This is a genomic window from Arthrobacter antibioticus (genome assembly GCF_030063205.1).
In the GTDB taxonomy this organism is placed as follows: Bacteria; Actinomycetota; Actinomycetes; order Actinomycetales; family Micrococcaceae; genus Specibacter.
This window is the reverse complement of the sequence record NZ_JASISQ010000001.1, coordinates 857,996-880,440: the sequence shown is the minus strand read 5'-3', so window position 1 is coordinate 880,440 and position 22,445 is coordinate 857,996. Positions and strand designations below refer to the sequence as shown.

Annotated in this window: 24 protein-coding genes; 20 read left to right on the top strand and 4 right to left on the bottom strand. The window is 57.1% G+C overall.

What is annotated here, in order from left to right; genetic code table 11:
• Nucleotide 1: 1 nt before the first annotated feature.
• The gene (locus QMG40_RS04065) at nucleotides 2–1,345 is read right to left on the bottom strand and encodes a nicotinate phosphoribosyltransferase (RefSeq protein WP_283528154.1); all 1,344 of its coding nucleotides are present in this window, start codon (nucleotides 1,343–1,345) and stop codon (nucleotides 2–4) included.
• Between the two features lie 37 nt (nucleotides 1,346–1,382).
• Between QMG40_RS04065 and clpS the strand changes: the two genes are divergently transcribed.
• From clpS to rdgB, 6 genes are all read left to right on the top strand, one after another.
• Nucleotides 1,383–1,688: an ATP-dependent Clp protease adapter ClpS gene (gene clpS / locus QMG40_RS04060; RefSeq protein ID WP_283528152.1), complete on the top strand. Its 306-nt coding sequence runs from the start codon at nucleotides 1,383–1,385 to the stop codon at nucleotides 1,686–1,688.
• The gene (locus QMG40_RS04055; protein ID WP_283528150.1) at nucleotides 1,681–2,247 is read left to right on the top strand and encodes a DUF2017 domain-containing protein; all 567 of its coding nucleotides are present in this window, start codon (nucleotides 1,681–1,683) and stop codon (nucleotides 2,245–2,247) included. Before clpS ends, QMG40_RS04055 begins: the two co-directional genes overlap by 8 nt.
• Before the next feature lie 115 nt (nucleotides 2,248–2,362).
• Nucleotides 2,363–3,403 (top strand): glutamate racemase, encoded by a 1,041-nt coding sequence (gene murI, locus QMG40_RS04050; RefSeq protein ID WP_283528148.1) that lies wholly within the window; start codon nucleotides 2,363–2,365, stop codon nucleotides 3,401–3,403.
• Nucleotides 3,400–4,197: an MBL fold metallo-hydrolase gene (locus tag QMG40_RS04045; RefSeq protein ID WP_283528147.1), complete on the top strand. Its 798-nt coding sequence runs from the start codon at nucleotides 3,400–3,402 to the stop codon at nucleotides 4,195–4,197. The genes murI and QMG40_RS04045 overlap by 4 nt, the downstream gene beginning before the upstream one ends.
• 176 nt (nucleotides 4,198–4,373) lie before the next feature.
• Nucleotides 4,374–5,114 (top strand): ribonuclease PH, encoded by a 741-nt coding sequence (rph, locus tag QMG40_RS04040; protein WP_283528145.1) that lies wholly within the window; start codon nucleotides 4,374–4,376, stop codon nucleotides 5,112–5,114.
• Nucleotides 5,114–5,734: an RdgB/HAM1 family non-canonical purine NTP pyrophosphatase gene (gene rdgB, locus QMG40_RS04035; protein WP_283528143.1), complete on the top strand. Its 621-nt coding sequence runs from the start codon at nucleotides 5,114–5,116 to the stop codon at nucleotides 5,732–5,734. Before rph ends, rdgB begins: the two co-directional genes overlap by 1 nt.
• Before the next feature lie 188 nt (nucleotides 5,735–5,922).
• Here the strand turns inward: rdgB and QMG40_RS04030 are convergent, their stop codons facing one another.
• The gene (locus QMG40_RS04030) at nucleotides 5,923–6,636 is read right to left on the bottom strand and encodes a VTT domain-containing protein (RefSeq protein ID WP_459252957.1); all 714 of its coding nucleotides are present in this window, start codon (nucleotides 6,634–6,636) and stop codon (nucleotides 5,923–5,925) included.
• Between the two features lie 160 nt (nucleotides 6,637–6,796).
• Between QMG40_RS04030 and QMG40_RS04025 the strand changes: the two genes are divergently transcribed.
• The 4 genes from QMG40_RS04025 (at nucleotide 6,797) to QMG40_RS04010 (ending at nucleotide 9,930) form a co-directional block, all read left to right on the top strand.
• Complete coding sequence (locus QMG40_RS04025) at nucleotides 6,797–7,198, top strand: GntR family transcriptional regulator (RefSeq protein ID WP_283528141.1); 402 nt, start codon at nucleotides 6,797–6,799, stop codon at nucleotides 7,196–7,198.
• Nucleotides 7,195–8,166, top strand: a complete 972-nt coding sequence (locus tag QMG40_RS04020) for an ABC transporter ATP-binding protein (RefSeq protein ID WP_283528139.1) — start codon at nucleotides 7,195–7,197, stop codon at nucleotides 8,164–8,166. The genes QMG40_RS04025 and QMG40_RS04020 overlap by 4 nt, the downstream gene beginning before the upstream one ends.
• Nucleotides 8,166–8,855, top strand: a complete 690-nt coding sequence (locus QMG40_RS04015; RefSeq protein WP_283528137.1) for a hypothetical protein — start codon at nucleotides 8,166–8,168, stop codon at nucleotides 8,853–8,855. Before QMG40_RS04020 ends, QMG40_RS04015 begins: the two co-directional genes overlap by 1 nt.
• A 76-nt stretch (nucleotides 8,856–8,931) precedes the next feature.
• Nucleotides 8,932–9,930: a 3'-5' exonuclease gene (locus tag QMG40_RS04010; RefSeq protein WP_283528135.1), complete on the top strand. Its 999-nt coding sequence runs from the start codon at nucleotides 8,932–8,934 to the stop codon at nucleotides 9,928–9,930.
• 61 nt (nucleotides 9,931–9,991) lie between these two features.
• Here QMG40_RS04010 and QMG40_RS04005 read toward each other — a convergent pair whose 3' ends face one another.
• Nucleotides 9,992–11,098: an ADP-ribosylglycohydrolase family protein gene (locus QMG40_RS04005; protein WP_283528133.1), complete on the bottom strand. Its 1,107-nt coding sequence runs from the start codon at nucleotides 11,096–11,098 to the stop codon at nucleotides 9,992–9,994.
• An 88-nt stretch (nucleotides 11,099–11,186) separates the two neighbouring features.
• Here QMG40_RS04005 and QMG40_RS04000 point away from each other — a divergent pair, with 88 nt between their 5' ends.
• The 8 genes from QMG40_RS04000 to QMG40_RS03965 all read left to right on the top strand — a co-directional run bounded on the left by QMG40_RS04000 (nucleotide 11,187) and on the right by QMG40_RS03965 (nucleotide 20,236).
• Nucleotides 11,187–11,543 (top strand): YidH family protein, encoded by a 357-nt coding sequence (locus QMG40_RS04000; RefSeq protein WP_283528130.1) that lies wholly within the window; start codon nucleotides 11,187–11,189, stop codon nucleotides 11,541–11,543.
• Nucleotide 11,544: 1 nt separating this feature from the next.
• Nucleotides 11,545–11,976, top strand: coding sequence for a DUF202 domain-containing protein (locus QMG40_RS03995; protein WP_283528128.1), 432 nt, complete (start codon nucleotides 11,545–11,547; stop codon nucleotides 11,974–11,976).
• Nucleotides 11,977–12,082: 106 nt separating this feature from the next.
• Entirely contained in the window at nucleotides 12,083–13,093 is a 1,011-nt protein-coding gene (locus QMG40_RS03990; RefSeq protein WP_283528126.1) for an aquaporin, read from the top strand.
• A gap of 81 nt (nucleotides 13,094–13,174) precedes the next feature.
• On the top strand, nucleotides 13,175–13,537 hold the full coding sequence (locus QMG40_RS03985; RefSeq protein ID WP_283528124.1) for an SdpI family protein: 363 nt from the start codon (nucleotides 13,175–13,177) through the stop codon (nucleotides 13,535–13,537).
• 81 nt (nucleotides 13,538–13,618) lie between these two features.
• Nucleotides 13,619–14,797, top strand: a complete 1,179-nt coding sequence (locus QMG40_RS03980) for an exonuclease SbcCD subunit D (RefSeq protein ID WP_283528122.1) — start codon at nucleotides 13,619–13,621, stop codon at nucleotides 14,795–14,797.
• Nucleotides 14,794–17,886 carry an AAA family ATPase gene (locus QMG40_RS03975; protein WP_283528120.1) on the top strand — a complete coding sequence of 1,031 codons (3,093 nt, stop codon included), beginning with the start codon at nucleotides 14,794–14,796 and terminating at the stop codon, nucleotides 17,884–17,886. The genes QMG40_RS03980 and QMG40_RS03975 overlap by 4 nt, the downstream gene beginning before the upstream one ends.
• Before the next feature lie 152 nt (nucleotides 17,887–18,038).
• Nucleotides 18,039–19,286 (top strand): MFS transporter, encoded by a 1,248-nt coding sequence (locus tag QMG40_RS03970; RefSeq protein WP_283528118.1) that lies wholly within the window; start codon nucleotides 18,039–18,041, stop codon nucleotides 19,284–19,286.
• A 182-nt stretch (nucleotides 19,287–19,468) separates the two neighbouring features.
• Complete coding sequence (locus QMG40_RS03965; protein ID WP_283528116.1) at nucleotides 19,469–20,236, top strand: type 1 glutamine amidotransferase domain-containing protein; 768 nt, start codon at nucleotides 19,469–19,471, stop codon at nucleotides 20,234–20,236.
• A gap of 170 nt (nucleotides 20,237–20,406) precedes the next feature.
• On the opposite strand, the gene QMG40_RS03960 is transcribed toward QMG40_RS03965, so the two are convergent.
• Complete coding sequence (locus QMG40_RS03960; protein WP_283528114.1) at nucleotides 20,407–20,955, bottom strand: hypothetical protein; 549 nt, start codon at nucleotides 20,953–20,955, stop codon at nucleotides 20,407–20,409.
• Nucleotides 20,956–21,518: 563 nt separating this feature from the next.
• Between QMG40_RS03960 and QMG40_RS03955 the strand changes: the two genes are divergently transcribed.
• Both QMG40_RS03955 and QMG40_RS03950 read left to right on the top strand, forming a co-directional pair.
• Nucleotides 21,519–21,770, top strand: a complete 252-nt coding sequence (locus QMG40_RS03955) for a hypothetical protein (protein ID WP_283528112.1) — start codon at nucleotides 21,519–21,521, stop codon at nucleotides 21,768–21,770.
• A 28-nt stretch (nucleotides 21,771–21,798) separates the two neighbouring features.
• A complete protein-coding gene (locus tag QMG40_RS03950) occupies nucleotides 21,799–22,239 on the top strand; it encodes a GrpB family protein (RefSeq protein WP_283528110.1) in 441 nt (146 codons plus the stop codon).
• Nucleotides 22,240–22,445 lie beyond the last annotated feature (206 nt).

The window sequence follows — 22,445 nt, the reverse complement described above, 5'->3', positions numbered from 1 at the left end:
TTTAGTTTGGTGCGGGCAAGTCTTGTTCGTATTCGGTGGGGATCAGTGGCTCCCCACGCTGGAGCCGCCGTGCTGCTCCGGGCATTTCTGCCATTGATGCTTTATGTCTAGCGGTGGCGCGCACTACGCCGTCGGCCCCGGTCCAGCCTGGCACCAGCTCACCGTGGTGCATGAACTTCTCCAACAACAACCGATCATTGCTGTCACCTTCAGGCACGTGCCCAATGCCAACAACTTCGCTGGCGGCGATTCCGGCGCCATTGAGGCGCCGTAAAGCGTACTTCCGTCCGCCCACGCTTGACTTGTTCTTTGCTGCCTTCGCTACTGAAACGAACTCTCCGTCGTCACCCTCGCGGGATACCAATTTATACACCATTGAGGCTGTCGGCGCACCCGAGCCCGTCACCAGCGAGGTCCCAACCCCGTACGAATCAACAGGGGCTGCGGCCAGGGCTGCAATGGCATATTCGTCAAGATCACTGGTGACGGTGATGCGCGTGTTTGTGTTCCCCAGCGAATCCAACAGAGCCCGCACGTCCCTGGCCTGGGCCAAGAGATCGCCGGAGTCCAAGCGCACTCCTCCCAAGGCGGGACCGGCAATGGAGACAGCTTTACGGACGGCGGCTTCGACGTCGTAGGTGTCAACTAGCAGCGTGGTGCCAGAACCCATGGAGCCAAGTTGGGCGCGGAAGGCCTCTTCCTCGGAATCGTGCAGAAGAGTGAAGGAATGTGCGGCCGTGCCCTGGGTCAGGACGCCGTAGCGCAGGCCGGCTTCTAGGTTTGAGGTGCTATGAAAGCCGGCAATGACGGCGGCCCGCGAGGCGGCTACGGCAGACTCTTCATGCGTGCGTCGCGAACCCATTTCAATGCAGGGCCGTGAGCCGGCAGCACCAATCATGCGTGAGGCGGCGGAGGCGATCGCGGAGTCGTGGTTCAGGATCGAGAGCACGTAGGTTTCCAAGATACAAGCCTCGGCAAACGATGATTCGATGGACAAAATGGGCGAATTCGGGAAGTAAAGTTCGCCCTCTGCATAACCGTAGACGTCCCCGGAGAACTTAAAATCGGCTAACCACGCCAAAGTTTCATCGTTGACGACCTCGTTTTGGGCCAGAAAATTTAGTTCTTCTGCGCCAAAACGAAAATGTTCCAATCCTTCAAGCAGCCGTCCAGTTCCGCCTACAACACCGTATCTGCGGCCTTCTGGCAGCCGCCTGGCGAAGGCCTCAAACACGCTGCGGCGGTGCGCCGCACCCGAGTGCAGCGCTGCCTGGAGCATTGTCAGCTCGTAGTGATCCGTAAACAATGATGTGCGGGGGTGGGCCCAGCTTGATGGCGTAGTCACGGCACTTAGTTTAGTAGTCCAACACTAGAATAGACACATGAGTGTCAGCACAGCCCCGGAAACAGACCGGGAAGTCACAACCAGCGAACTCATCTCCCCGGATATTCCCTGGGAATTAATCGTGTGGAATGACCCGGTTAATTTGATGAGCTACGTCAGTTACGTCTTCCAAAGTTATTTTGGCTATTCAGAGGCAAAGGCAGCGGAATTAATGCTGCAGGTACACACCGAGGGAAAATCGGCGGTGGCCCATGGAGCAAAGGAAAAAATGGAAGCGCACGCTGTGGCGATGCACGGATTTGGTTTGTGGGCCACCGTCCAGAAGGGCGGCCCCCGTGGCTAAAGCCTTCACTGCCGGGCGCCGCGGAATCACCGGCTTCCTTGAGCCTGCTGAGCGTGAGCTTCTACGCAAACTTTTCGCAGATATCATCACCATGCTTGAACCTGCGACCCCTGCCCATGAGGACCCGCTGGCGGCTTTGATCGGGCTGGACATGGATGTTGGAGTTCCGGCGGATCCGGCACTATTGCGTCTGCTTCCCAACGCGGTAATGGACGACGACGAGGGTGCCCTTGAGTTCCGCCAGCTCACCGAACGCTCGCTACGAGAAACAAAAATAGGTGCCTTGCGGGCCGCCGCACTGGGTTTGGACAGCGAGAAGCTGCTTCTGAATGAGGAAGCTGCGAAACTGTGGGCCATGGCCTTGAATGATGTCCGATTGGTTCTGGCCGAGCGGTTGGACATCAGGGATGAACAGGACGCTGAGAGGGTGCATGAAGTCCAGGACTGGGCTGACGCGGACGACGTTGAAAGTTACCTCAGCCTTGTTTACAACTTTGTGTCCTGGCTGCAGGAGAGCCTTGTTCAAGCCATGTTGATGGCGCTGCAACGCCAAAAGTGAGTCAAAGTTAGAGAACTCAAAGAACTCAAAGAACTCAGAGAACATGGGCGCAAAGTGTGTTCTTGGGCGCAAACGGGGCACATGGACGGGGTAACAAACTATTGTTGAAACGATCATGAGCGAAAAATCAGGAAGTTCAGCCCCTGCGTCGGCAACGCGTGCCGGTGCGCATCAGAATGCTGCCGCTGAGAGGCCGATCGGAATTTTTGATTCCGGCGTAGGCGGGTTGACGGTCGCCCGCGCGGTTATTGACCAGCTGCCCAACGAATCGATCCTCTATGTTGGCGATACGGCGAACGGTCCCTACGGTCCACTTCCCATCGCCGAGGTCCGCGCCAATGCGTTGGGTGTCATGGATGAACTTGTGGGTTCAGGGGTGAAGCTGCTTGTCATCGCCTGCAACTCAGCCTCTGCGGCAGTTCTTCGTGACGCCCGTGAGCGCTACACGGCCCGCTATGGAATTCCTGTTATCGAGGTGATCCAGCCGGCTGTCAGGCGCGCTGTTGCGGCCACCCGGACAGCGAAGATCGGCGTGATTGGCACTGTTGCAACAGTGGGCTCCCGGGCTTATGAAGATACCTTCGCGGCCGCCCCAAATCTGGATATCACCTCCGTTGCATGCCCGGACTTTGTTCGGTTCGTGGAGTCAGGAGTCACCTCAGGAGCAGAACTGCTGTCCACGGCAGAGCAGTATTTGGCGCCCCTGAAAGCCGCGTCGATTGACACGCTTGTGCTTGGCTGCACTCACTACCCGCTGTTGACGGGTGTTATTTCATATGTCATGGGTGATTCCGTCACACTTGTTTCAAGTGCCGAGGAAACGGCCAAAGACGTGTACCGGGCACTGGTCAATCATGACCTTGAGCGGTTATCACCGGCAGCCCCCACCCATCAATTTTTATGCACCGGAGATGCTGCAAGTTTCGGTGTGTTGGCTAGGCGATTCTTGGGACCCGAGGTGCACGGGGTTGAGCAGGTTAATCATGTCTCGGCTCACTATCCAACCGGATCACTGGCCCGCATCACGGACGACATGCTAGCCGCTGCAAGAGAAACTACACCAGGGCCTGGTACCGGCCGCGTCTCCAATTTTGTTTTGGCCGATTCGATGGGCAGACTGGCATCTCCGGGAAATGGCACGGGGGAGCGAACATGAAGTTGACGATTGTTGGATGCAGCGGGTCTTTTCCAGGCCCCTCATCGCCCGCGTCATGTTACTTATTGACAGCGCACGACGGCGTTCGGCCTTGGCGGGTGCTCATGGATTTGGGTAGCGGCGCTCTCGGTGCAGCACAAAAATACATGGATCTAGAAGACATAGACGCAATTTTCCTTAGCCATTTGCATCCTGACCACTGCATGGATTTGTGCGGACTGCATGTGGCCGTGCGGTGGAATCCCCATGGCTGGCACAGGGGCAGGATTCCTGTCTGGGGCCCCGCCGAGACTGCCGATCGGTTGGCAACCGCCTACGGTCTTGAACTCGATCCTGGCATGCGCGAAGAGTTTGATTTCCGTAACTGGCAGGAGCGCAGCCCCGTTACAGTGGGACCTTTTACGGTAACCCCTTATGCTGTCAACCATCCTGTTCCGGAGGCGTACGCGCTCCGGGTTGAGGTGAAGGAATATGACGGTACTGGTCTTGACCGGACAACAGTGTTGACTTACTCAGGGGACACTGACAGCTGCCAAGGTCTGGAAGATGCGGCAAAAAACGCACATTTGTTCCTGTGCGAGGCTGCGTTCGAAGAGGGCCGCGATGACCATATAAAGGACGTCCACCTGAGCGGCAAGCGGGCAGGTGAGGCTGCTGCCCGGGCCAATGTAAAGCGGTTGCTGTTAACCCATATTCCTGTCTGGACTGACACAAACAAGGTTGTTGCTGAAGCCGGTGAGGTCTACGCCGGAGACGTAGCAGCCGCAGTAGCCGGCGTGCACTACACGATCTAGGCCCTGTGAGCGCCTCCCCAACCTCGCTTCGCTCGCTCGTGGCCCCTCGGCCAGTAGCGCCTACCGGCCTCCCCAACCTCGCCTCGCTCGCTCGTGGCCCCTCGGCCAGTAGCGCCTACCGGCCTCCCCAACCTCGCTTCGCTCGCTCGTGGCCCCTCGGCCAGTAGGCTTAGTCCATGACATCCAGTGAAACGCTCCGCGCCGACGGGCGCACCAATGACCAACTCCGCGACATCACCATCACCCGTGGCTGGTCCAAACAGGCCGAAGGTTCGGCCCTGATTGAATTCGGCAACACGCGCGTGCTCTGCACCGCATCGCTGACTCCCGGCGTGCCGCGTTGGCTCAAGGGCGAGGGGACGGGCTGGGTTACAGCGGAGTATGCCATGCTTCCGCGTGCCACGAATACCCGCAACTCCCGCGAATCCGTCAAGGGAAAAATTGGCGGCCGTACACACGAGATTTCACGTCTGATTGGACGCTCGCTCCGCGCAATCATTGACACGAAGGCATTGGGAGAGAACACTATTGTGCTTGACTGCGACGTTCTCCAGGCCGACGGCGGAACCCGCACCGCAGCGATCACCGGTGCTTACGTGGCACTCGCCGATGCGATCGCCTTCGCTAAGGAAAACAAGCTCATTGCCAAGAACGCGCAGCCGCTGATCGACACCGTCTCCGCCATCTCCGTGGGCATCATCGATGGTGTTCCCATGCTGGACCTGCCCTATGTGGAGGATGTTCGGGCTGAAACTGATATGAACGTTGTTGTTACCGGATCCGGTAAATTCGTCGAGGTCCAAGGCACGGCCGAAGCCGCCCCCTTTGACCGTGAAGAGCTAAACCAACTCTTAGATTTGGCCCTGATCGGAACCACCGAGCTCGCACAGATCCAGCGCGAGGCCTTGGCTGGCTGATGAGCGTGCCCAAACTGGTACTGGCCACACAAAATCAAGGCAAGCTACGGGAATTGCGTGAACTTCTCCGAGGCCAGGTGCCGGGTCTGGACGTTGATACTCACGTGCTCGACGCCGGAGCCATCCACGCGCCAGACGTCGCCGAAACGGGTGTCACTTTCGCAGAAAATGCACGGCTCAAGGCTCACGCCGTGGCACAGTTCAGCGGCGTCCTAGCCATTGCCGATGATTCCGGATTGGCCGTTGACGTTCTGGGCGGCGCCCCCGGCATATTCTCGGCCCGGTGGGCTGGCAGGCATGGCGATGACACAGCAAATCTGAACCTGCTGCTGGCCCAGCTCTCCGACATCGGCGAAGAGCATCGTGGCGCCCGGTTTGTGTGTGCAGCCGCGCTAGCAAGTCCGGATGGCACGCTGGATCTAGTTGAGGAAGGGACCCTCGAAGGGGTCCTGCTCCACAATCCACGAGGAGAGGGTGGCTTTGGCTATGACCCCATTCTGGTTCCCACGGGTCTGGATAAATCGTGTGCGGAGCTCACAGGTGAGGCAAAGAATGCCATCAGTCACCGGGGAAATGCGTTCCGGGCACTGCTGCCGCACATTATTAAGGCACTTTCTTAGCAAAGCTCCTTCTCAGCAGGGCACTCTCAACAAGTACCCTCAACAGGCACCCTCAACAGGCACGGCACTCCTGCTTCACTCAGGCGTTAGTTGCGCGGCGTTAGTTGAGCACAGAATGACGGCGACCCCAGGCACATAAGCCGGGGGTCGCCGTCGTACTTTAATGAGGAAGTTTTTTCCGGAAGAACTTAGATCTGCTTTGACTTCTTGCGGCGGTTAGCCATGGCCCGGATGAACTCGATGCCGATGGGGATTACTGAAACGGCCACGATGGCAATGAAAATGATGTCCAAGTTATCGCGTACCCACGGCACCTTGTTGCCTAGAATGTAGCCCAGAAGTGTGATGCCACCGGCCCACAGGACGGCACCGATGGCGTTGAAGAACACAAATTTGCGCATATCCATTTTAGCTACGCCCACAATGACTGGCACAAAGGTGCGCACAATAGGTACGAAACGGGCCAGGATCAGGGCCTTGCCGCCATGCTTCTCAAAGAAGGCATGTGCGCTGTCAACATGCTGTTTCTTGAAGAGTCGTGATTCTGGCTTGTTGAAGATGGCCGGTCCAGCCTTATAACCAATGAAGTAACCCAGCTGGTTGCCAATAAACCCGGAGACGATCAGCAGTGCCATCAGGGCCCAGATGTTCACGGGCATGGTTCCGGTGCTGACAAGCAAACCTGCCGTGAACAGCAATGAATCGCCGGGAAGGAAGAAGCCCACCAAGAGGCCTGTTTCGGCGAAGATGATGGCACAGGCAATCACTACCACCCATGAGCCTATGGCCTCATTGCCGAGAATGGTCATGGGATCGAGCCAGTCGGGCAGCAGGCCTAAGGCTGGAACGGCCCCGTGTCCCATGAGAGCGGGCAGGACAGAGGCACTCAAAGCGGTTATCATCACGCACTCAAGATTACGTTACTTCCCTGAATGATCCCTCCACCCCAAGGATGAGTTTGGGGGTTGACAAGTCAATCCAAGGTTATATGGTTAGTTGCATGAGTAATGAACCAGTGAGGCGGCAAAGTTACTTGGTTGACGGTTTGACGGAGGTGCCTTGGTGATAGATGAGAGTAGACCGATCTATGTGCAGATTGCTCAGATGGTTGAAAACGACATTGTGGACGGTCTCGTGGCCGAAGAAGCACAAGTGCCCTCTACCAATGAGTTTGCCGCTTTCCACAGAATCAACCCTGCCACCGCTGCCAAGGGTGTGAACCGGCTTGTTGACGACGGAATTCTCTACAAGAAACGAGGAATCGGCATGTTTGTTGCCACCGGTGCGCGTGCCGTGCTTGTTGAACGGCGCAAGGACGACTTTTACGAACAATTTCTCCGCCCACTAGCTAGGGAAGCCGCCAAACTGGGCATCGACTCACAGCAGTTGCAGGCCATGCTGATACGTGAAGCGGAGAGCGCAAGTGGAGAAAAGCTAAGCAGTGAGAAAGCAGGCGCGCTATGAGTGATCCCATTGTGAGCGTGAAAGATCTGTGTCGGGAGTACCGCCATGTTAAGGCGCTCGACGGCGTTAGCCTCACCCTGGAGCGGGACAAGATCTACGGTTTGCTTGGCCGTAACGGTGCCGGCAAGACGACTCTCATGTCCATTTTGACCGCTCAAGGCTTTGCCTCCTCTGGTGAGGTTACGGTTTTCGGTGAGCACCCCTACGAAAACGAGAAAGTCCTGAGCCGGATTTGTTTCATCCGCGAATCACAGAAGTATCCGGATGATTTCAAACCGCTTCATGCTTTCAGGGCCGCCGCTCTGTTCTACCGGAACTGGAATAACGAGCTGGCGATGCAGCTTGCAGAAGACTTTGGACTGCCACTGAAGCGGCGCATCAAGAAGCTCTCACGCGGCCAACTTTCGGCAGTGGGCATCATCATTGGCCTGGCATCCAGAGCTGAACTGACATTCTTTGACGAACCCTATTTGGGTCTAGATGCCGTGGCCAGGGCGCTTTTCTACGACCGGTTGCTGGCCGACTACAGCCAGTACCCGCGCACAATTGTGCTCTCATCTCACTTGATCGATGAAGTGGCGAATCTTCTAGAACACGTCATCATTATTGATAAGGGCCGCATTCTTGTCGATGACGATGCCGAGAACATTCGTGGTTCCGCCGTCAATATTTCCGGGGCCAGTGCCGCAGTTGAATCCTTTGCCGCCGGGCGCGCTGTCATACATAGGGAGTCACTTGGGGGGATCGCCTCTTTGACCATTGATGGTGCGCTCTCGCTGGATGAACGCCGTGAGGCAAAGGAATTGGGCTTGGAATTGGGTGCGGTGTCACTTCAGCAGATTGTGATTGGAAAAACTCTTGAGGCCGGGCGGGTTATGAACGCGCCGCCACAGCACGGGCGTCCGCACGGCGGCCGTGCTCAGGGTGAGCCAGAGACGGACCTCAAGACCGTGACAGGAGCAAAGTGATGAACCGGGCATTGGGAGTTGCCAGGATGCAACTCATTAACAAGTGGACTTTTTTGGGTATTCCAGCTGTCATTATTGGCAGCTCGTTTCTGCTGAGTGTGGTGATCTGGGCGCTGATACCAAACACGGTTGAGGTTAAGTACTCCGGCGCTGGTCAAGCCGTTATGTGGTATTTCTTCGGTCTAGGCATCCAATCGCTGACCTTGTGTTTTCCGTTCTCGCAAGGCCTGAGTGTGAGCCGCCGGAACTTTTTCCTAGGGACGGTGGGACTGTTCACAGCCCTCGCTGCCGTGATTGCAGGCCTGTACGTAGTGCTTGGCTTTGTGGAACAGGCCACGAATGGGTGGGGGTTGCACGGATACATGTTCGCTATCTCGTGGGTCGCAAATCAACCGTGGGGCATCCAGTGGTTCTTTTACTTTGTGGTGATGATGTTCTTGTTTCTCCTCGGGTTTTGGGGCGCCACCGTCTACAAGCGCTGGCAGGCAACGGGAACGCTCATCATGTTCCTCTCACTGGCCGTGCTGCTTGTCGGTGCCATCGCATTAATCACCCTCTCTGGTTGGTGGCCGGCAGTGGGGGCATGGACCATTACCCTCACACCGTTGTCCATCGGGGCCATAGCATTCCTGTTCGTGGTGGTGTTGGCAGCGGCAGCATTTACAACGCTCCGGCGCGCCACACCGTAGCGTTTCTCCCGGGCGGTGCCTGTGATGCGGCACTCCCGATGCGTTCCGAGTCAGAGCCGGGGAGTAACCTTGAAAGGTGGCACTGGACTTTACTGCAATTGATTTTGAAACCGCCAACGGATTTAGGGGATCGCCCTGCTCCGTCGGTTTGACGAAGGTTCGTGGTGGGGTGGTGGTTGATGAGGGGTACTGGCTCATGCGGCCCCCGGAAGGTCACGACCACTTCGACTCCCGCAATATCAGCATTCACGGCATCACCCCAGATGCCGTAGCAAGCTCACCTCGCTTCGCCGCGGTGTTCCCAGAAGTACAGCACTTTATTGGTCACGACGCCCTTGTGGCGCACAACGCAGCCTTCGACATCGGCGTTATTCGTTCGGCCGCGGAAGTCTCTGGGATGCCCGCGCCAGCCTTTGATTACGCGTGCACGGTGATTTTGTCGCGGAAAAATTATTCGTTACCGTCCTATTCGCTACCGTTTGTGGCCGAGGCTGCCGGTGTGCCGCTACTGAACCACCACGACGCCGTTGAAGATGCCCGGGCGTGCGCCGGAATCATGGTGGACATTGCTGCCAAACATGAGGTGGCTTCGATTCGCGGTGTTTTTGAATCAATGAAACTCGCCATGCCACGCATCGAGGCTTACAACCCGCAAACGGATCAAATCTCGAAGGCGACGCGTTCGGCATTGGCGAAAATAGCTGAGATGAAGGAGGGGCTGGCCAATGGGACCGCCCGTAATGGCCGTTCCAGCTGGTCAACGGAGGGCCCCAACCCAGTGCCGAACCCGGAAGCCGATGTTTCCCACCCGCTGTTTGGGCAGACGTTGGTGTTCACAGGGGACATTGGACTGGGCAGACCCGAAGCGAAAATCAGGGCTGCCGGCTACGGTGCGCAATGCGCAAGCAGCGTGACGCTGAAGACAACTGTGCTTGTGGTGGGTAGCGGTTTTACCGCAACTGATTTGCGCAGCGGCAGACTCACCTCAAAAGCTCAGCGGGTACTTGAGCTCCAGCGCAGAGGTCAAGGCATTGAAGTGCTCTCAGAGGGCGAATTTATGCAGATGATCGGCTAGAAAGCAAGAAGCGTTCCGCGCAAAGCATCGGTTCATAAGAACAGCTACTAGACAAGTGGACCTAGTGCCCGGTGGTGAGCTTGATGAACTCAGCACCTAGATGACGGATGAGATGAGGGGCCTCACACAACGCCAACCACGAAGGCGGCAAAGCGGCCTCGCCGTAAAACGCCCCCAGGATGTTCCCGGCGATGGAAGCCGTTGAGTCGCTGTCACCGCTGTGATTGGCAGCCAATCGGATGGCGAGCAAGAAATGCTCCACAGGGGAGGGCGCCTTCGCAAAGGTGACTAGGACGCTGTACAAGGCCACAGCCATTGCCTCTTCACCCACCCAGCCCAGCCCCAGTGCATCGGTGAGGGCATCTCCTGACAGGATGACGGCGTCGTTCGCGTCATGAGTGGGCAGGGACAGCAGCAGCGCTGTTTCCAAGCGGGAGAGTAGGTGCGGATCTGCACCCGTTTCTGCCACGGCACGAGCCAGAGCGGATTCGGCAGCTGCACGCAGCGAGAGTCCACCTATGACAAGTTGGTGGATAAGCCAGCTAAAAGCCCCAGCTGATTGGCGGGCAGACGGGTGGCCGTGGGTTAGAGAAGCCGCATCGGAGCTGATCTTGTAGATGGTTTCAGCCTCCAAATTAGGCAACAAACCGTAAGGTGCCGAACGCATGACGGTTCCGCAACCCTTCGATTCCGGGTTCACAGGACGGAACGTGGTGCCCATCTCTCCTGTTGCTAGAGCGGTGATGCAAGCATTGCCCGGGTGCCGCTGATGGTGGAGCACACTTTGGCTATCTATCCAGCGTGGTGACTGCGCGGGGGCATGCTCGGCCGTAGCAATGTCTTGGGTTTTCAACCACCGCAGGTAGGCCAGCCACTGGCAGGCATTGATATCAGCGCCCACGCCCTGGTTGGCCCATTCCAAAACATCCAGCAACCCATCAAGCGTGTACAGCGTCATCTGGGTGTCATCAGAAAAATGTGCAGCGGAGCGAGCCTGGGAAAGATCAACAAGCAGAGCTGGGCCGTACTTGGCTGCAATCTCCGCCAATGAATCGAATTCAACCAGGTAGCCGAAGGCGTCACCGAGAGCGCCGCCCATGAGCGTGCCCTGAACGCGGGTGGCAAAATCTGTCGGTGGCGTACTGACGGGGCCTGCTGGAATAGTCATGCCTTCTAATTTACCGGCTCACGGAGACATCCATGGGGCCGAGTAGACTTGACTCTGGGCAATCGCCCCGGTTTTGATGAGGAGACCCATGCGCGAACCTGCTTGGCGAAGGACGGGGAAGACCCCCGACTACCGTTTTTCACTAGCCAACGAACGAACATTTTTGGCCTGGGTCCGAACCGCTTTGGCACTTTTGGCTGGTGCTGTGGCTATTGACCAACTGGCACCGGAGATTGCCCCTCCGCTGATCCGCATCATCCTTTGTATGGTTTTGGCAATGATCGGTGCAGTGCTTGCCATCGTCAGCTACCGACGCTGGGCGCACCAAGAACTGGCCATGCGCAAAGGACTTGAACTGCCACATTCCTGGCTGATGCTGGGAATGACAGTGGTGGTGTCCATAGCCGCCATCATTTTTGCCGTGCTGATTTTGATCCGGCCGTAGCGTGAGCGCAGCTTTCCCCGACGGCCCTGCGCCTACTGCTGGCGATCCCGGGTTGCAGCCGGAACGCACGGCCCTGTCGTGGCGCCGGACAGTCATCAGCGCCGTTATTGCCGACGTGTTTATTTGGCGTGGCTGGTTGGGGGCATTAACAGGAGCAAACAATGACTCCCTGTTGGCCAACGAGGCAGAGCTTTTTACTACAGGTCATTCGGCCCAGGTAATTGGACTGGGCGTGTGTACTATGGTCGCGTCGTTGATGACAATGGTCTTGGTCTTGTGCGCAGTCAGCCGTATCCGCAAACTTCACGCCGGGGTTGGTGTGCTTGAGAGCAGCGATCACATCAGAGCTTCGGCACTTATGTTACGCACAGCCTCGGCCGCTATAGTTGCTCTGGCTGCGGCCATAGTGTGTGCGTTGGCGTTGGGTGTTTAGCCCCATGGGCCCTCACAGCCTGCTCTGCCCCGAGTGGTGCGGCACATGACGCGCTGCCTGCAATAAAGGTTCTCATCATTTTTCAACCGAAGGATTTTTTCACGCCATGACTACAACTGGAACGGCTGCGGCCCCGGTGCATGCCTACCCGCTCAGTATCCGTGTTGCCATTGAGGGACTCGGCAGCTTTTTCATCGTGTTCGCAGGATTGGGCACGGCGCTGTTTAGTTCTGGAGGCACAGGATCCACCGTTGGGTTCGCCTACGGGTTAGCGATGGTTGCCGCGATCATCTCCTTCGGCCACATTTCCAACGGCTATTTCAACCCGGCGTTTTCACTTGGTATGGCTGTGGCGGGGCGGCTGAAGTTTTCCGCTATGGCTTTGTACGTGGTGGCGCAGACCGTTGGTGGGTTGCTGGCATCAGCGCTTTGGTTGGCCCTGATGCAGGTCATGCCGGCCGGGGCCACACCTAAAACCGCCGAGCTGTTCGGCGCCTTGGCCAACGGTTTTGATGCGCATTCCCCCTCTCAGGTGCCCATGATCGGGGTGCTGATTGTGGAAATCGTGGCTGTAGGCGTGCTGACAGCAATGATCCTGGGTGTCACTTCGCCAGGGAATAAGACAACGTTGGGTCCGGTTGCGGTTGGTTTGGCGTTTGCCGTAGCTGTGGGGATCACCATGCCGCTGAGCAATGGTTCGCTGAACCCGGCGCGCGCAACTTCCGTGGTGTTCCTGGCTGATTCCTGGGCATTGGGCCAGTTGTGGCTGTTCTGGCTGGCACCGCTGTTTGGTGCCGCATTGGCCGCCGCCATCTACCGCTCTTTTGCTCCCTCGAAGTCGCTGAGAACTGATGTCCTGATGGACGACGCCGATGCCCCCATCGCAGCAACCGGCACCCCGGTGTTTCTGGAAGCACCGGTGACGGAGGAAGCACTGGACAGCTATGAGGCACCGGCGGTTATCCCGACACCGACTAACCTGACAGCGGTTAACCCAACAGCGGTTGGGCCGGACGCCACAACAGCGACAGGTGCCGGCAACATAAGCGCCCCCGGAACAGGAGATGGAACAGGAAGTAGCGATGCTCAAGCCTTTTTTGACGCACCGAAGAAGTAGCCAACTCCTTCTCGCCGGTGATGGTGCGCACGCTGAATTTTCGGTGAAGTGGCTAGATCCGTTTACGGCTACTGTTAAAAGATGCTGATCTTCTCCCTCCTACTTCTTGCCCTGTGTTCACTTGGGATTGCCGGGCTCAACCATGCCTGCGCCTTAGGTAAAATCAAAAGAAATCCATTCGTGGGTATCCGGACGGCCAAGACCATGGTTAATGAAGAAACGTGGCAGGCTGGGCACGGCGCAGCGGTTCAGTCCATGTGGGTCAGCGGGATTGCTGCTGCAGCAATCTCACTGGCAGGGCTGCTCTTTTTAGACTCACCCAATACTCAGATCATCATGGCCCTACTGGCATGCGCTTTGTTGCTCACAGCCGTTATTTACGGTTCCAAGCTGGCGAATATTGCCGCCGTTGAAACAATCACAGTTGAAAAGAAGAGCCGCTAACCCACCCTCAGCACTCTCACCGTGGGCAACTTCCGGGCAGGCCAATCTGGGAATGTCAGCGGCCTCCGATACCGTGGAGGCATGAAGCTACTACACACCTCAGACTGGCATTTGGGCAGGTCGTTCCACGGCATTGGCACACTTGCCGCCCAACGGCGTTTTGCCGACCAGCTTCTGGAAACCGTCATCACAGAAAACGTCGACGTCGTTTTGGTTGCCGGCGACGTCTATGACCGTGCTTTGCCCAGCGTTGACGTAGTGAACTTATTTGATGAGATCCTGGCTAGGCTCAACGCCACAGGGGTACAAGTGGTTGTTACAAGTGGTAATCACGACTCCGCCAGCAGACTCGGCTTTGGTGGCCGTTTGCTGGAGCGCGCAGGAGTGCATTTGCGCACGCGCCTGAGCGATCTGGCAACACCTGTGCTACTTCCACTTATGGGCAAAGACGCCGGCCCAGACAGCACCACTCAGGTGGCAATTTACGGGATTCCGTTCCTTGAACCTCGGCTGGTGGCGGAGGAGCTTGACGTTGAAAATGGGACGCACTTTAGCGTCACCGAAGCAGCCGTGAAGCTGATCGCCGCCGATCTGGCCACGCGTGCACCAGGGACGGCCTCAGTTGTGCTGGCACATACATTCGCCAGCGGTGGAGTCTCCTCCGCCAGTGAGCGGGAGTTGTCAGTTGGTGGAGTGGGCGCTGTCCCTCTTGACCTCTTCGAACCCTTCACTTACACCGCACTTGGCCATCTACACGGGCCACAAATACTGAGCGAGTCTGTTCGCTACAGTGGCTCACCACTGCCCTACTCTTTTTCTGAAGCTAGGCATAAAAAGGGTGCATGGCTGTTAGAGATAACAGCCAGTGGACTCGGCGAGGTGCGGAAAGTTCAGTGGGATCCGGAACGCGCCTTGAGTATCCTGTCCGGGAAGATTGATGAGCTACTGAGCAGCGAAGCGTTCTCCCAGGATGAAGGGAATTACTGCCAAATCACCCTTACGGACAATGACAGTCCGGAACTGGCTATGGATCGGTTACGGACACGCTTTGAACACACACTGGTTCTGATGTTTGCCCCCGAAACGCCCCGGAACCCCGAGCAGCAAAGCTATGGCGATCGCATTGCCCAGGCCACTGACGAGTTGGAGTTGTGCTGCGGCTTCCTTGATCATGTGCGCCACCGAAGCGCCAGTGATGATGAACAGCAAATTCTGCGGGCTGCGTTGGCCGGCGTGCGGGAACAGGAGAGTGCATTGTGAGGATCCACCGCTTAGAAATTCAAGCCTTTGGTCCCTTTGCAGGCCGTGAAATTGTTGATTTTGACAAGCTGGGCGCCCAAGGACTGTTCCTTCTCAACGGTTCCACAGGAGCAGGCAAAACCAGCGTTCTTGACGCTATCGCCTATGCGCTTTATGGCCGAGTGCCCGGTGCACGGCAAGGAGCCCAGAACCAGTTGCGCAGCCATCATGCAGCCGAGGGCGTTGTCCCCGAAGTTGTGTGTGAGTTTAGCGCTGGTGGTCGGCGCCTGGAGGTGCGCCGCAGCCCCGAATGGATGCGCCCGCTCAAACGCGGCACTGGCACAACGCGAGAGCAGGCAAGCACCCAGTTACGTGAAAAAACTACCGCAGGATGGGAGGTCAAATCAGCCCGCAATGACGAATCGGCTGCTGAGATTCAAGACCTTCTCGGCATGAACATGGCGCAGTTCACCAAAGTTGTTTTGTTGGCGCAGGGTGACTTTGCCGCTTTTCTGCGTGCCAGCGCGGAAGAGCGGCAGGTGTTGCTGCAAAAACTGTTTGGCACCGACGTTTACAAAGACCTAGAGAATCGTTTGGCCACCGATTCAAGGACCGCTCAACTGGCCGTTGCTGCTGGGTTGGGTGAGCTGGCGGCGACCGAGCAGCTTGGCCGCGGCCAAGCGGCGCCGGTTCTGGCCGCCAACGCTGCCCAGGTCGCAGAGAAGAACACAACGTCGAACGAGCCGGAGGCCTCAGGCGGTGTTGAATTTAACGAGCTGCATGGGTCTGAGCTATTTGAGATACTGCGCGTTGGCCTTGCTCTGGGCGTTGACCGTGCCATGAAACGTGCAAAGGAATTCGAGGCTGAGTCCGAATCATTGGTAAACGCCGTGGCGGAAGCAGAAAGTCGTAGCAGCCGTCACAAGGCGTTTGCCACAGCGGTTGCAGAACGCGAAAGACTGGAACATCTGGGACAAACGGCTCTGCAATGGCGCCACCAACAGGAGCAACACCATCAAGCACAGGTCTTGGCAGCAGTGCTGGCTGCAGCCAAGAGAACGGGCAGCGAGAGTGAGCGAGCGCAGAGACGAGTAGCTGCTGCAACGGCAATCTTTGACGGAAATGACATTGCAGGTGCCTTGCTGGGTCAACCGGCGCACGCGGCAGAGATCTCCGACTTAGAAAGATACGATCGTGAGCTGAGCACACGGCTTGGAACCGTAGATGGGGCACTACCTGATGAAGCCCGGCTACTACAGAAAACTGCAGATCTTATCAAAGGCGAAAAAGCGCTGGCTGCGGCACTTACACACCAGGACGAGCAAGCTAGCTCTGCCTCCGCCGCCAAAACACGCTTGAGTCAGGTACTTCAATCTCAGGAGAAGTTGCGCCCGGTGGCCCAAACCATGGAGCATTCGAGCCAAGACGCCGCGCAAGCACAAGTGCTTGTTGTAGCCATTGAAGAGCACCAGCGCCAGAATCACAAGGTATCCGAGCTCGCCGTGGCTGAAGCTAACGCTCGTGAAGTGGCCCTGAGTGCAAAGGAACGCTGGCTGGGGGCATTCAACGACAGGCTCAACCACGTCGCCGGAGAACTGGCTGCCAACCTCGTCGATGGTGAACCATGCCAAGTATGCGGCAGCAAAGTCCACCCTGCTCCCTCACCACTGGCCGGATCCGGCGCTGATCTGGTAAGGGCTGAAAAGGTCGCCAAGAGTGCTTTCGAGGCGGCTGAAGGGCTTGCCGTCACGGCTGGCACACAGCTCGCAGAGGCCAAAAACCGTCTTGTTGTCCTTGCCGAACGTGGAGGTGAGAGTGATCTGCAAGAAACGAAGGACAGAGTGCAGCGGGCCACGCTTGCGCATGGCCAAGCCACCGAGGCAGCGTCGGAACTGGCAGCCTTGAGTTCAGAAGCCGTAGGACTCCAAATCCGCATAGATCAGGCTCAAACGGAAATGCTGGCAGCAACCGGACAGGCTGCATCGTTGGGAGCTGGCACTGCTGCGGTGGGCGAAGAAATAGCGCTTTTGCAAGAACACCTGGCCGTCGTTCGTGACGGATACGAATCGCTGTTGAAACGCCGTACTGCGTTGGTGCAGGCTCAAATTCCAGGACAGGAGCTCCTGGTCGCCGTGCGCAACCGGGCCACAGCCGAGGCTGCCAAGGAGGATGCCGCGGTTGCGCTGGAACAAGCGCTCGCAGACTCAGCGTTTGACGACGTCGAAGCGGTCCAGGCAGCTCTGCTCACTCCGGCCGCTGCGGCGGCCCTGGATAAGGACATCAAGGGCCATGCCAGAGCTGTGGCGGTGAACGCTGACAGACTGGCTATGCCTGAGATCATTGCCGCCCAGGTTGAAGTGGACGCTAATATTGGTGCGGCAAGCGGAGAGGTCCTTGCGGAATTGGCCCAGGGGGCACGGCATGCTCAAACGAAGGCACGCGAGGGTGCGCTGGCCCTGGGGCTGGCACTTTCGGCCGCGGAACAGCTCCGGAACACAGCAGCCGCATTCCAGGAACAGGAGAGAGTTGTTGCTCCACTTCGTGAAAAAGCCCGGATGCTGGCTGGGCTTTCAGAGACAGTCCGCGGATTGGGGGATAACAACTTGAAGATGACGCTGACAAGCTACGTTCTGGCTGCGCGCTTGGAGCAGGTAGCCGAGGCTGCCTCGACGCGTTTGGCAACCATGAGCGACGCCCGCTACACGTTGCGGCATAGCGATGCGAAATCAGGCAATAAGAAATCCGGACTAGGCCTGGAGGTCGTAGACCAATGGACGGGGATGAGCCGTGACACAGCGACGCTTTCAGGTGGGGAGTCATTCATGGCTTCCTTGGCTCTGGCATTGGGCCTCTCTGATGTGGTCCAGTACGAATCCGGCGGCCTAGATATTGAGACACTCTTCGTCGATGAAGGTTTTGGCAGTCTCGATGAGGACTCCCTTGAGCAAGTGATGGAAGCCCTTGAGTCTCTGCGCGACGGCGGACGGATGGTTGGGCTCGTCAGCCATGTAGAGCAGATGAAGCAGCGGATCCCCCTGCACCTGCACGTGAACAAAGGCCGTCATGGCTCCACCTTAGAGCTGAGAATGGCGGGCGCAGCGGCTCCCTAAAAGGGTAGACTTGGGCGGTCTGTGGATCAAATGAACCGGTGGTTGATACCGGCAGAGTCCAAGGCAAAAAGATTCGAAAGTAGCTGAGTTCCTCGTCTTCCCCCAACGCTCCCGCGCCCGCTGCCACTGCTGTGAAGGGTGGCCGCTACTCCGTGCTGCCCAGATTGGCCGGAAAAAGTTATATTCCCTTGGGACTCTTTGCCCGTGTTCCTCTAGCGATGCTGACAATCGGTGTGCTGACAATGGTCACCCATGTCAGCGACTCGTACGCGATCGGAGGGTTCGCGGCGGGGTGCATTGGTTTGGGTGCAGCCGCGGGGGCGCCAGTTGTGGGCTACCTGGCAGACCGGCTGGGACAGCGGGGGGTGCTGCTGGTTGCTGCTGTGGTGAATTTCATTTTGGTGACGGCCGTCGTTGTGCTGGCCTATTTGCTCTTGCCTGACAGCGGTGCCCAGCTCACTGACGGCGCAACAGTGGTGGTGCTCCTAACGGCTCTGGCGGCTGGGGGAACCTCGCCCCAGGTGGGCCCACTGTCCCGTGTGCGCTGGATGGCGTTGAGTAAGAAACTCCCTGCGAGTCAGCGCGGACCCATGGTTGACACGGCCTTGTCCCTTGAAGGAACAGCCGATGAAGTGACATTTGTCTTGGGCCCGGCCCTTGTGGGTCTGCTGGCGTCACTTGTGGCGCCTTGGCTGCCGCTTGTTCTCGCTGCTGTCATGACAGTGTCACTTGTAACACTTTTCGCTCTCCACCCAACCGCGGATTACGTCAGTGCACGCCCAGCTGCAAGCAGCACGGTGGGCAATGCAGGCTACGTGAGCGAGGAAAGGCCCAACTGGTTCCTCGTGGCAGTGCCGGTGGCTGCGATGCTGTGCATGGGGACGTTCTTTGGTTCTTCGCAAACAGCGCTGGCAGCTTTTACAGGTGTCTATGGTTCTGTTGACCAGGCCGGGCTGATGTACGCGATCATGGGTGCCAGCTCGGCGCTGACGGCCCTGTCAGTGGCCTATTGGCCAGTGAAGTTCAGCTATGCGTGGCGGTGGGTGCTGGCATCTGGCTTCATGGCAGGCGGGACTGTGTTTTTCTTGGCGCCGGAGTCGTTAGGCCAGATGGCTTGGGTGCTGCTGCTGGTGGGTTTGCCCGTAGGCCCCACCATGGTGACAATCTTCAGCGTTGGCAGTGTTGTAGCCCCGCCGCAGTGGATGGGCACCGTCATGACAGCCTTAGCTAGTGGCATTGTGGCGGGCACGGCATTGGGTTCGGCACTTTCGGGTTCGCTGGCGCAAAGTGTTGGCTACGATGCCGCGTTCCTTGTCCCGATTGCAGCAGCATCAACGTTATTCGTGCTCGGCATTGTAGCTTCAGTGGTATTGCGAAAGCAGCTGACCCGCGCGGAGTAGTTCCCAAGCCTTGGAACCGTTTGTTCGACATCTTGTGATAGACATCCATCTTTGGCGATGTACGGTGGTGTGGTTCGCTGGTCATCCCACTGAATCTGTGTACACGCTGGGAGTTTCTGACCCGGACTGGTCATGATGTCTGCGATTCGTCTAGGGTGGGAAATGGACGAAAGGAGCACCTCATGAAGAAAATCCTCATGGTACTGACCAGCGTTTCCGAGATCGGTGACACCGGAGAAAAGACCGGCTACAACGTAGGCGAAGCTGCACATCCCTGGAAAGTCTTCAAAGACTCCGGACATTTCGTTGACTTCGCATCCATTAAAGGTGGTCAACCCCCGCACGACGGCGTTGACGTGGAAGACCCCATTCAAGTTGCCTTCACAGAGGACGAGACAACGCGAGCTGGCCTGTACAACACGGCCCGCGTCGATGTCATTGACCCGGAACAATATGACGCCGTCTTCCTCGTGGGTGGCCACGGCACCATGTGGGACTTCCCGGACAGTGAAGGCCTTCAAAAGCTAGTTGCTAGTATCTACAACTCAGGCGGTGTTGTGGGTGCTGTCTGTCATGGGCCTGCTGGCTTAGTGAACGTGGAATTGGCCAATGGCATACACCTTGTCAACGGCCGAAATGTTGCGGCTTTCACCAACGACGAGGAAGTAGCCGCAGGCAAGGACAAAGTCATTCCCTTCTTCCTGGCAGACAGGCTCGAAGAACTAGGGGCAACTCATGTTTTCGCGGATGTCTTTGAGGAGAAGGTGGTAGTTGACGAGCGACTTGTTACCGGCCAAAATCCCGCATCAGCGGCAGGGGTTGCCAAGGAGATGGAGAAGCTCTTGGCTGAAGTCATCCATCAGGAAAAGGCAGAAGAGCAGCATGAAGCAGATGCTTTGCGTGCGGAGAAAGACGCCAAAAAGGCGGCTGCTGCGGCAGAGGAACACTGACTCTGAGCACACACTAGCGCAGTGAAATGACGGCCACTCCACATCCGGGGCGGCCGTCATTTCTCGTTTCTGGCGAAGCCATAATCAAAGACTTCCAAGACTAGTGCAGCCTGTTCAAAGAAGGGTGCCATTGTTGGATTTGAACCAACCAAGCAACCCGGCTGGTGCTGCTATCCGAACAATGAAGCTACAGCGTCGGATTCGTCCTTGTAAATACTGTGAATGAGCGGTAATAAAATTAAGAGTCCGAATTCGGCCGTACCCGGTACGGCCTCTGCAATCTCCACTCGAGTCCTGGCCAAAACGCCTCCTGGTTGGAAACGGCCGAGCGCTTTGCGTTGCGCAGTTACTACAACGGAACCGTCCCAGTCCTCTCGAGCGGTGATTACCCCACCGTTAAGTTGGCCTTTGACTGCAAAGTAAAGAAAATTCTCTCCGAGCCGATCAACAAATATGTCGGCAACGCCATCATGAATGACCTCGTAGGTCGGTCTGAACAGCCGCGAAAAGGCGGATCTGATCGTTGCTCTACGCACGCCGATGCTTGTATGCGGACCTGTCTCCGGGGTGAACTGAAAAGTACCGGCTATCTCACAACCAGGTATTTTACCGCGAGTGATAACGCCAGCGATTGAACCATCACTTGCGAGGACGTTCACAGGCTCCATTGATTTCGTCACCGAATCAAATGCACCCTCGTGAAATGAGTAAACCTTCATCGGTCCATTCCTTGTAAGGGGTGGCCCCGGACCACATCCTGCTGATACAGCTGGCTGGCTTCCAACGCTTGACCTTGAGCTTCCTCGTGCAGTGCTTGCAAACGGCCTTGTATGTTCTGGTCAAAGCATAAGCGGTGTGATGAAGATGGGCCGCGGTCTCGGAAATATAATTGCGCTCTCTGCCTCTTCGGTTCGGTAACTTTCTTCACACTATTCTCCTACTACTGACTTAGAATTATCAAAAAAATATAGGCTGTCCCGTTGACCTCTGTAAGGGACGCTGCGCTGTACAGTTCCAGGGCAAACGCCTTTGTGCACTGAAGGTGTTAGCAGGAGGCCAGCTCATTACGATCCTCGTATTCGAGGAAAATCAGCACACTTTCGCTGCCTTGCTTCTACCACGGCCGGCTAATTAGCGATGGTGGCTGTCACTTCTTGGAAGTCATTGGCCATCTCGGGGCGTGGCTGCTTTTTGCCGCAGCTCTTTGCCTGAGGGAGAAGAAGCAAAAGGGGTATGATCTAAATCACCATCAAATCTACTTTAGTAAAAGGAGTTGTTGGCAGTGAAGGAAATTCGAAACCTACCACGATGGGCCATGATCTTCTCATTCTGCATAGCCCTATTGGCTGCTGCTTTTGTGATCATAGGGGTAATCGATGTCTTAAACGGAGCGGGGGCGGATAAAGTAATCTTCAACGCTCTAGCCGCCGCCGCGTTTGGGCTAGGTGCCTGGTCCATCGCAGTGAAAGGAAATCCTGCGCTGTCGAGGCGTCACGAAGGCGCGCCCAACCGTCAGAGCCCTACCCGCTGGTGACTGCGGGCGAATCGCTTGAGGGGCCCACTTGGCCCAGACTAGGACTGCGTTGGGAAGCCAAGCGGTTTCTATAGAACACATTGGTTCGACGTCGGTCCCAACTCTGGCGGCGAAACCCCTTGTCGATATTTTGGTGACGGTTGCAGATATTACCGCTGAAGAGGATTATCTGGTCCCACTTCTCAAAGCTGGATATGAGCTTCGAGTCCGCGAACCCGGACACCGCATGCTCAGAACGCCGGCTCTGAAGGTTCATATCCATCTGCTTGAAAACGACCATCCCAATGTCAACGCTTACCTCATGCTCCGCAACAGGCTTCGAAATAACCTCGAAGATCGAGAGTTGTACGCGCGTACCAAACGCCAGCTCATGTCCCGCGGCTTTTCGGATATGAATGCCTGCGCCGATGCCAAAACCGGGGTCATAGAAGGCATTCTGTCGCGGGCGCAATTCGCTCCTCACCGTTGAACATCAACAAGAAACGTTCTCCGGTGAGAACAATGGCCGGATGAAAATACTCACACTGGATGAGGGAATACAATCGCTGAACCTTGCCACGGTCCGCAACGGCTAGGAAACCATCGGCGCGTATGCCCGCACCGGTTCTAAAGGTAAATTTTCCGCGTGATACATTAAAAATTCAATCCTCTTACGCGCATGACATGGAATGCCTG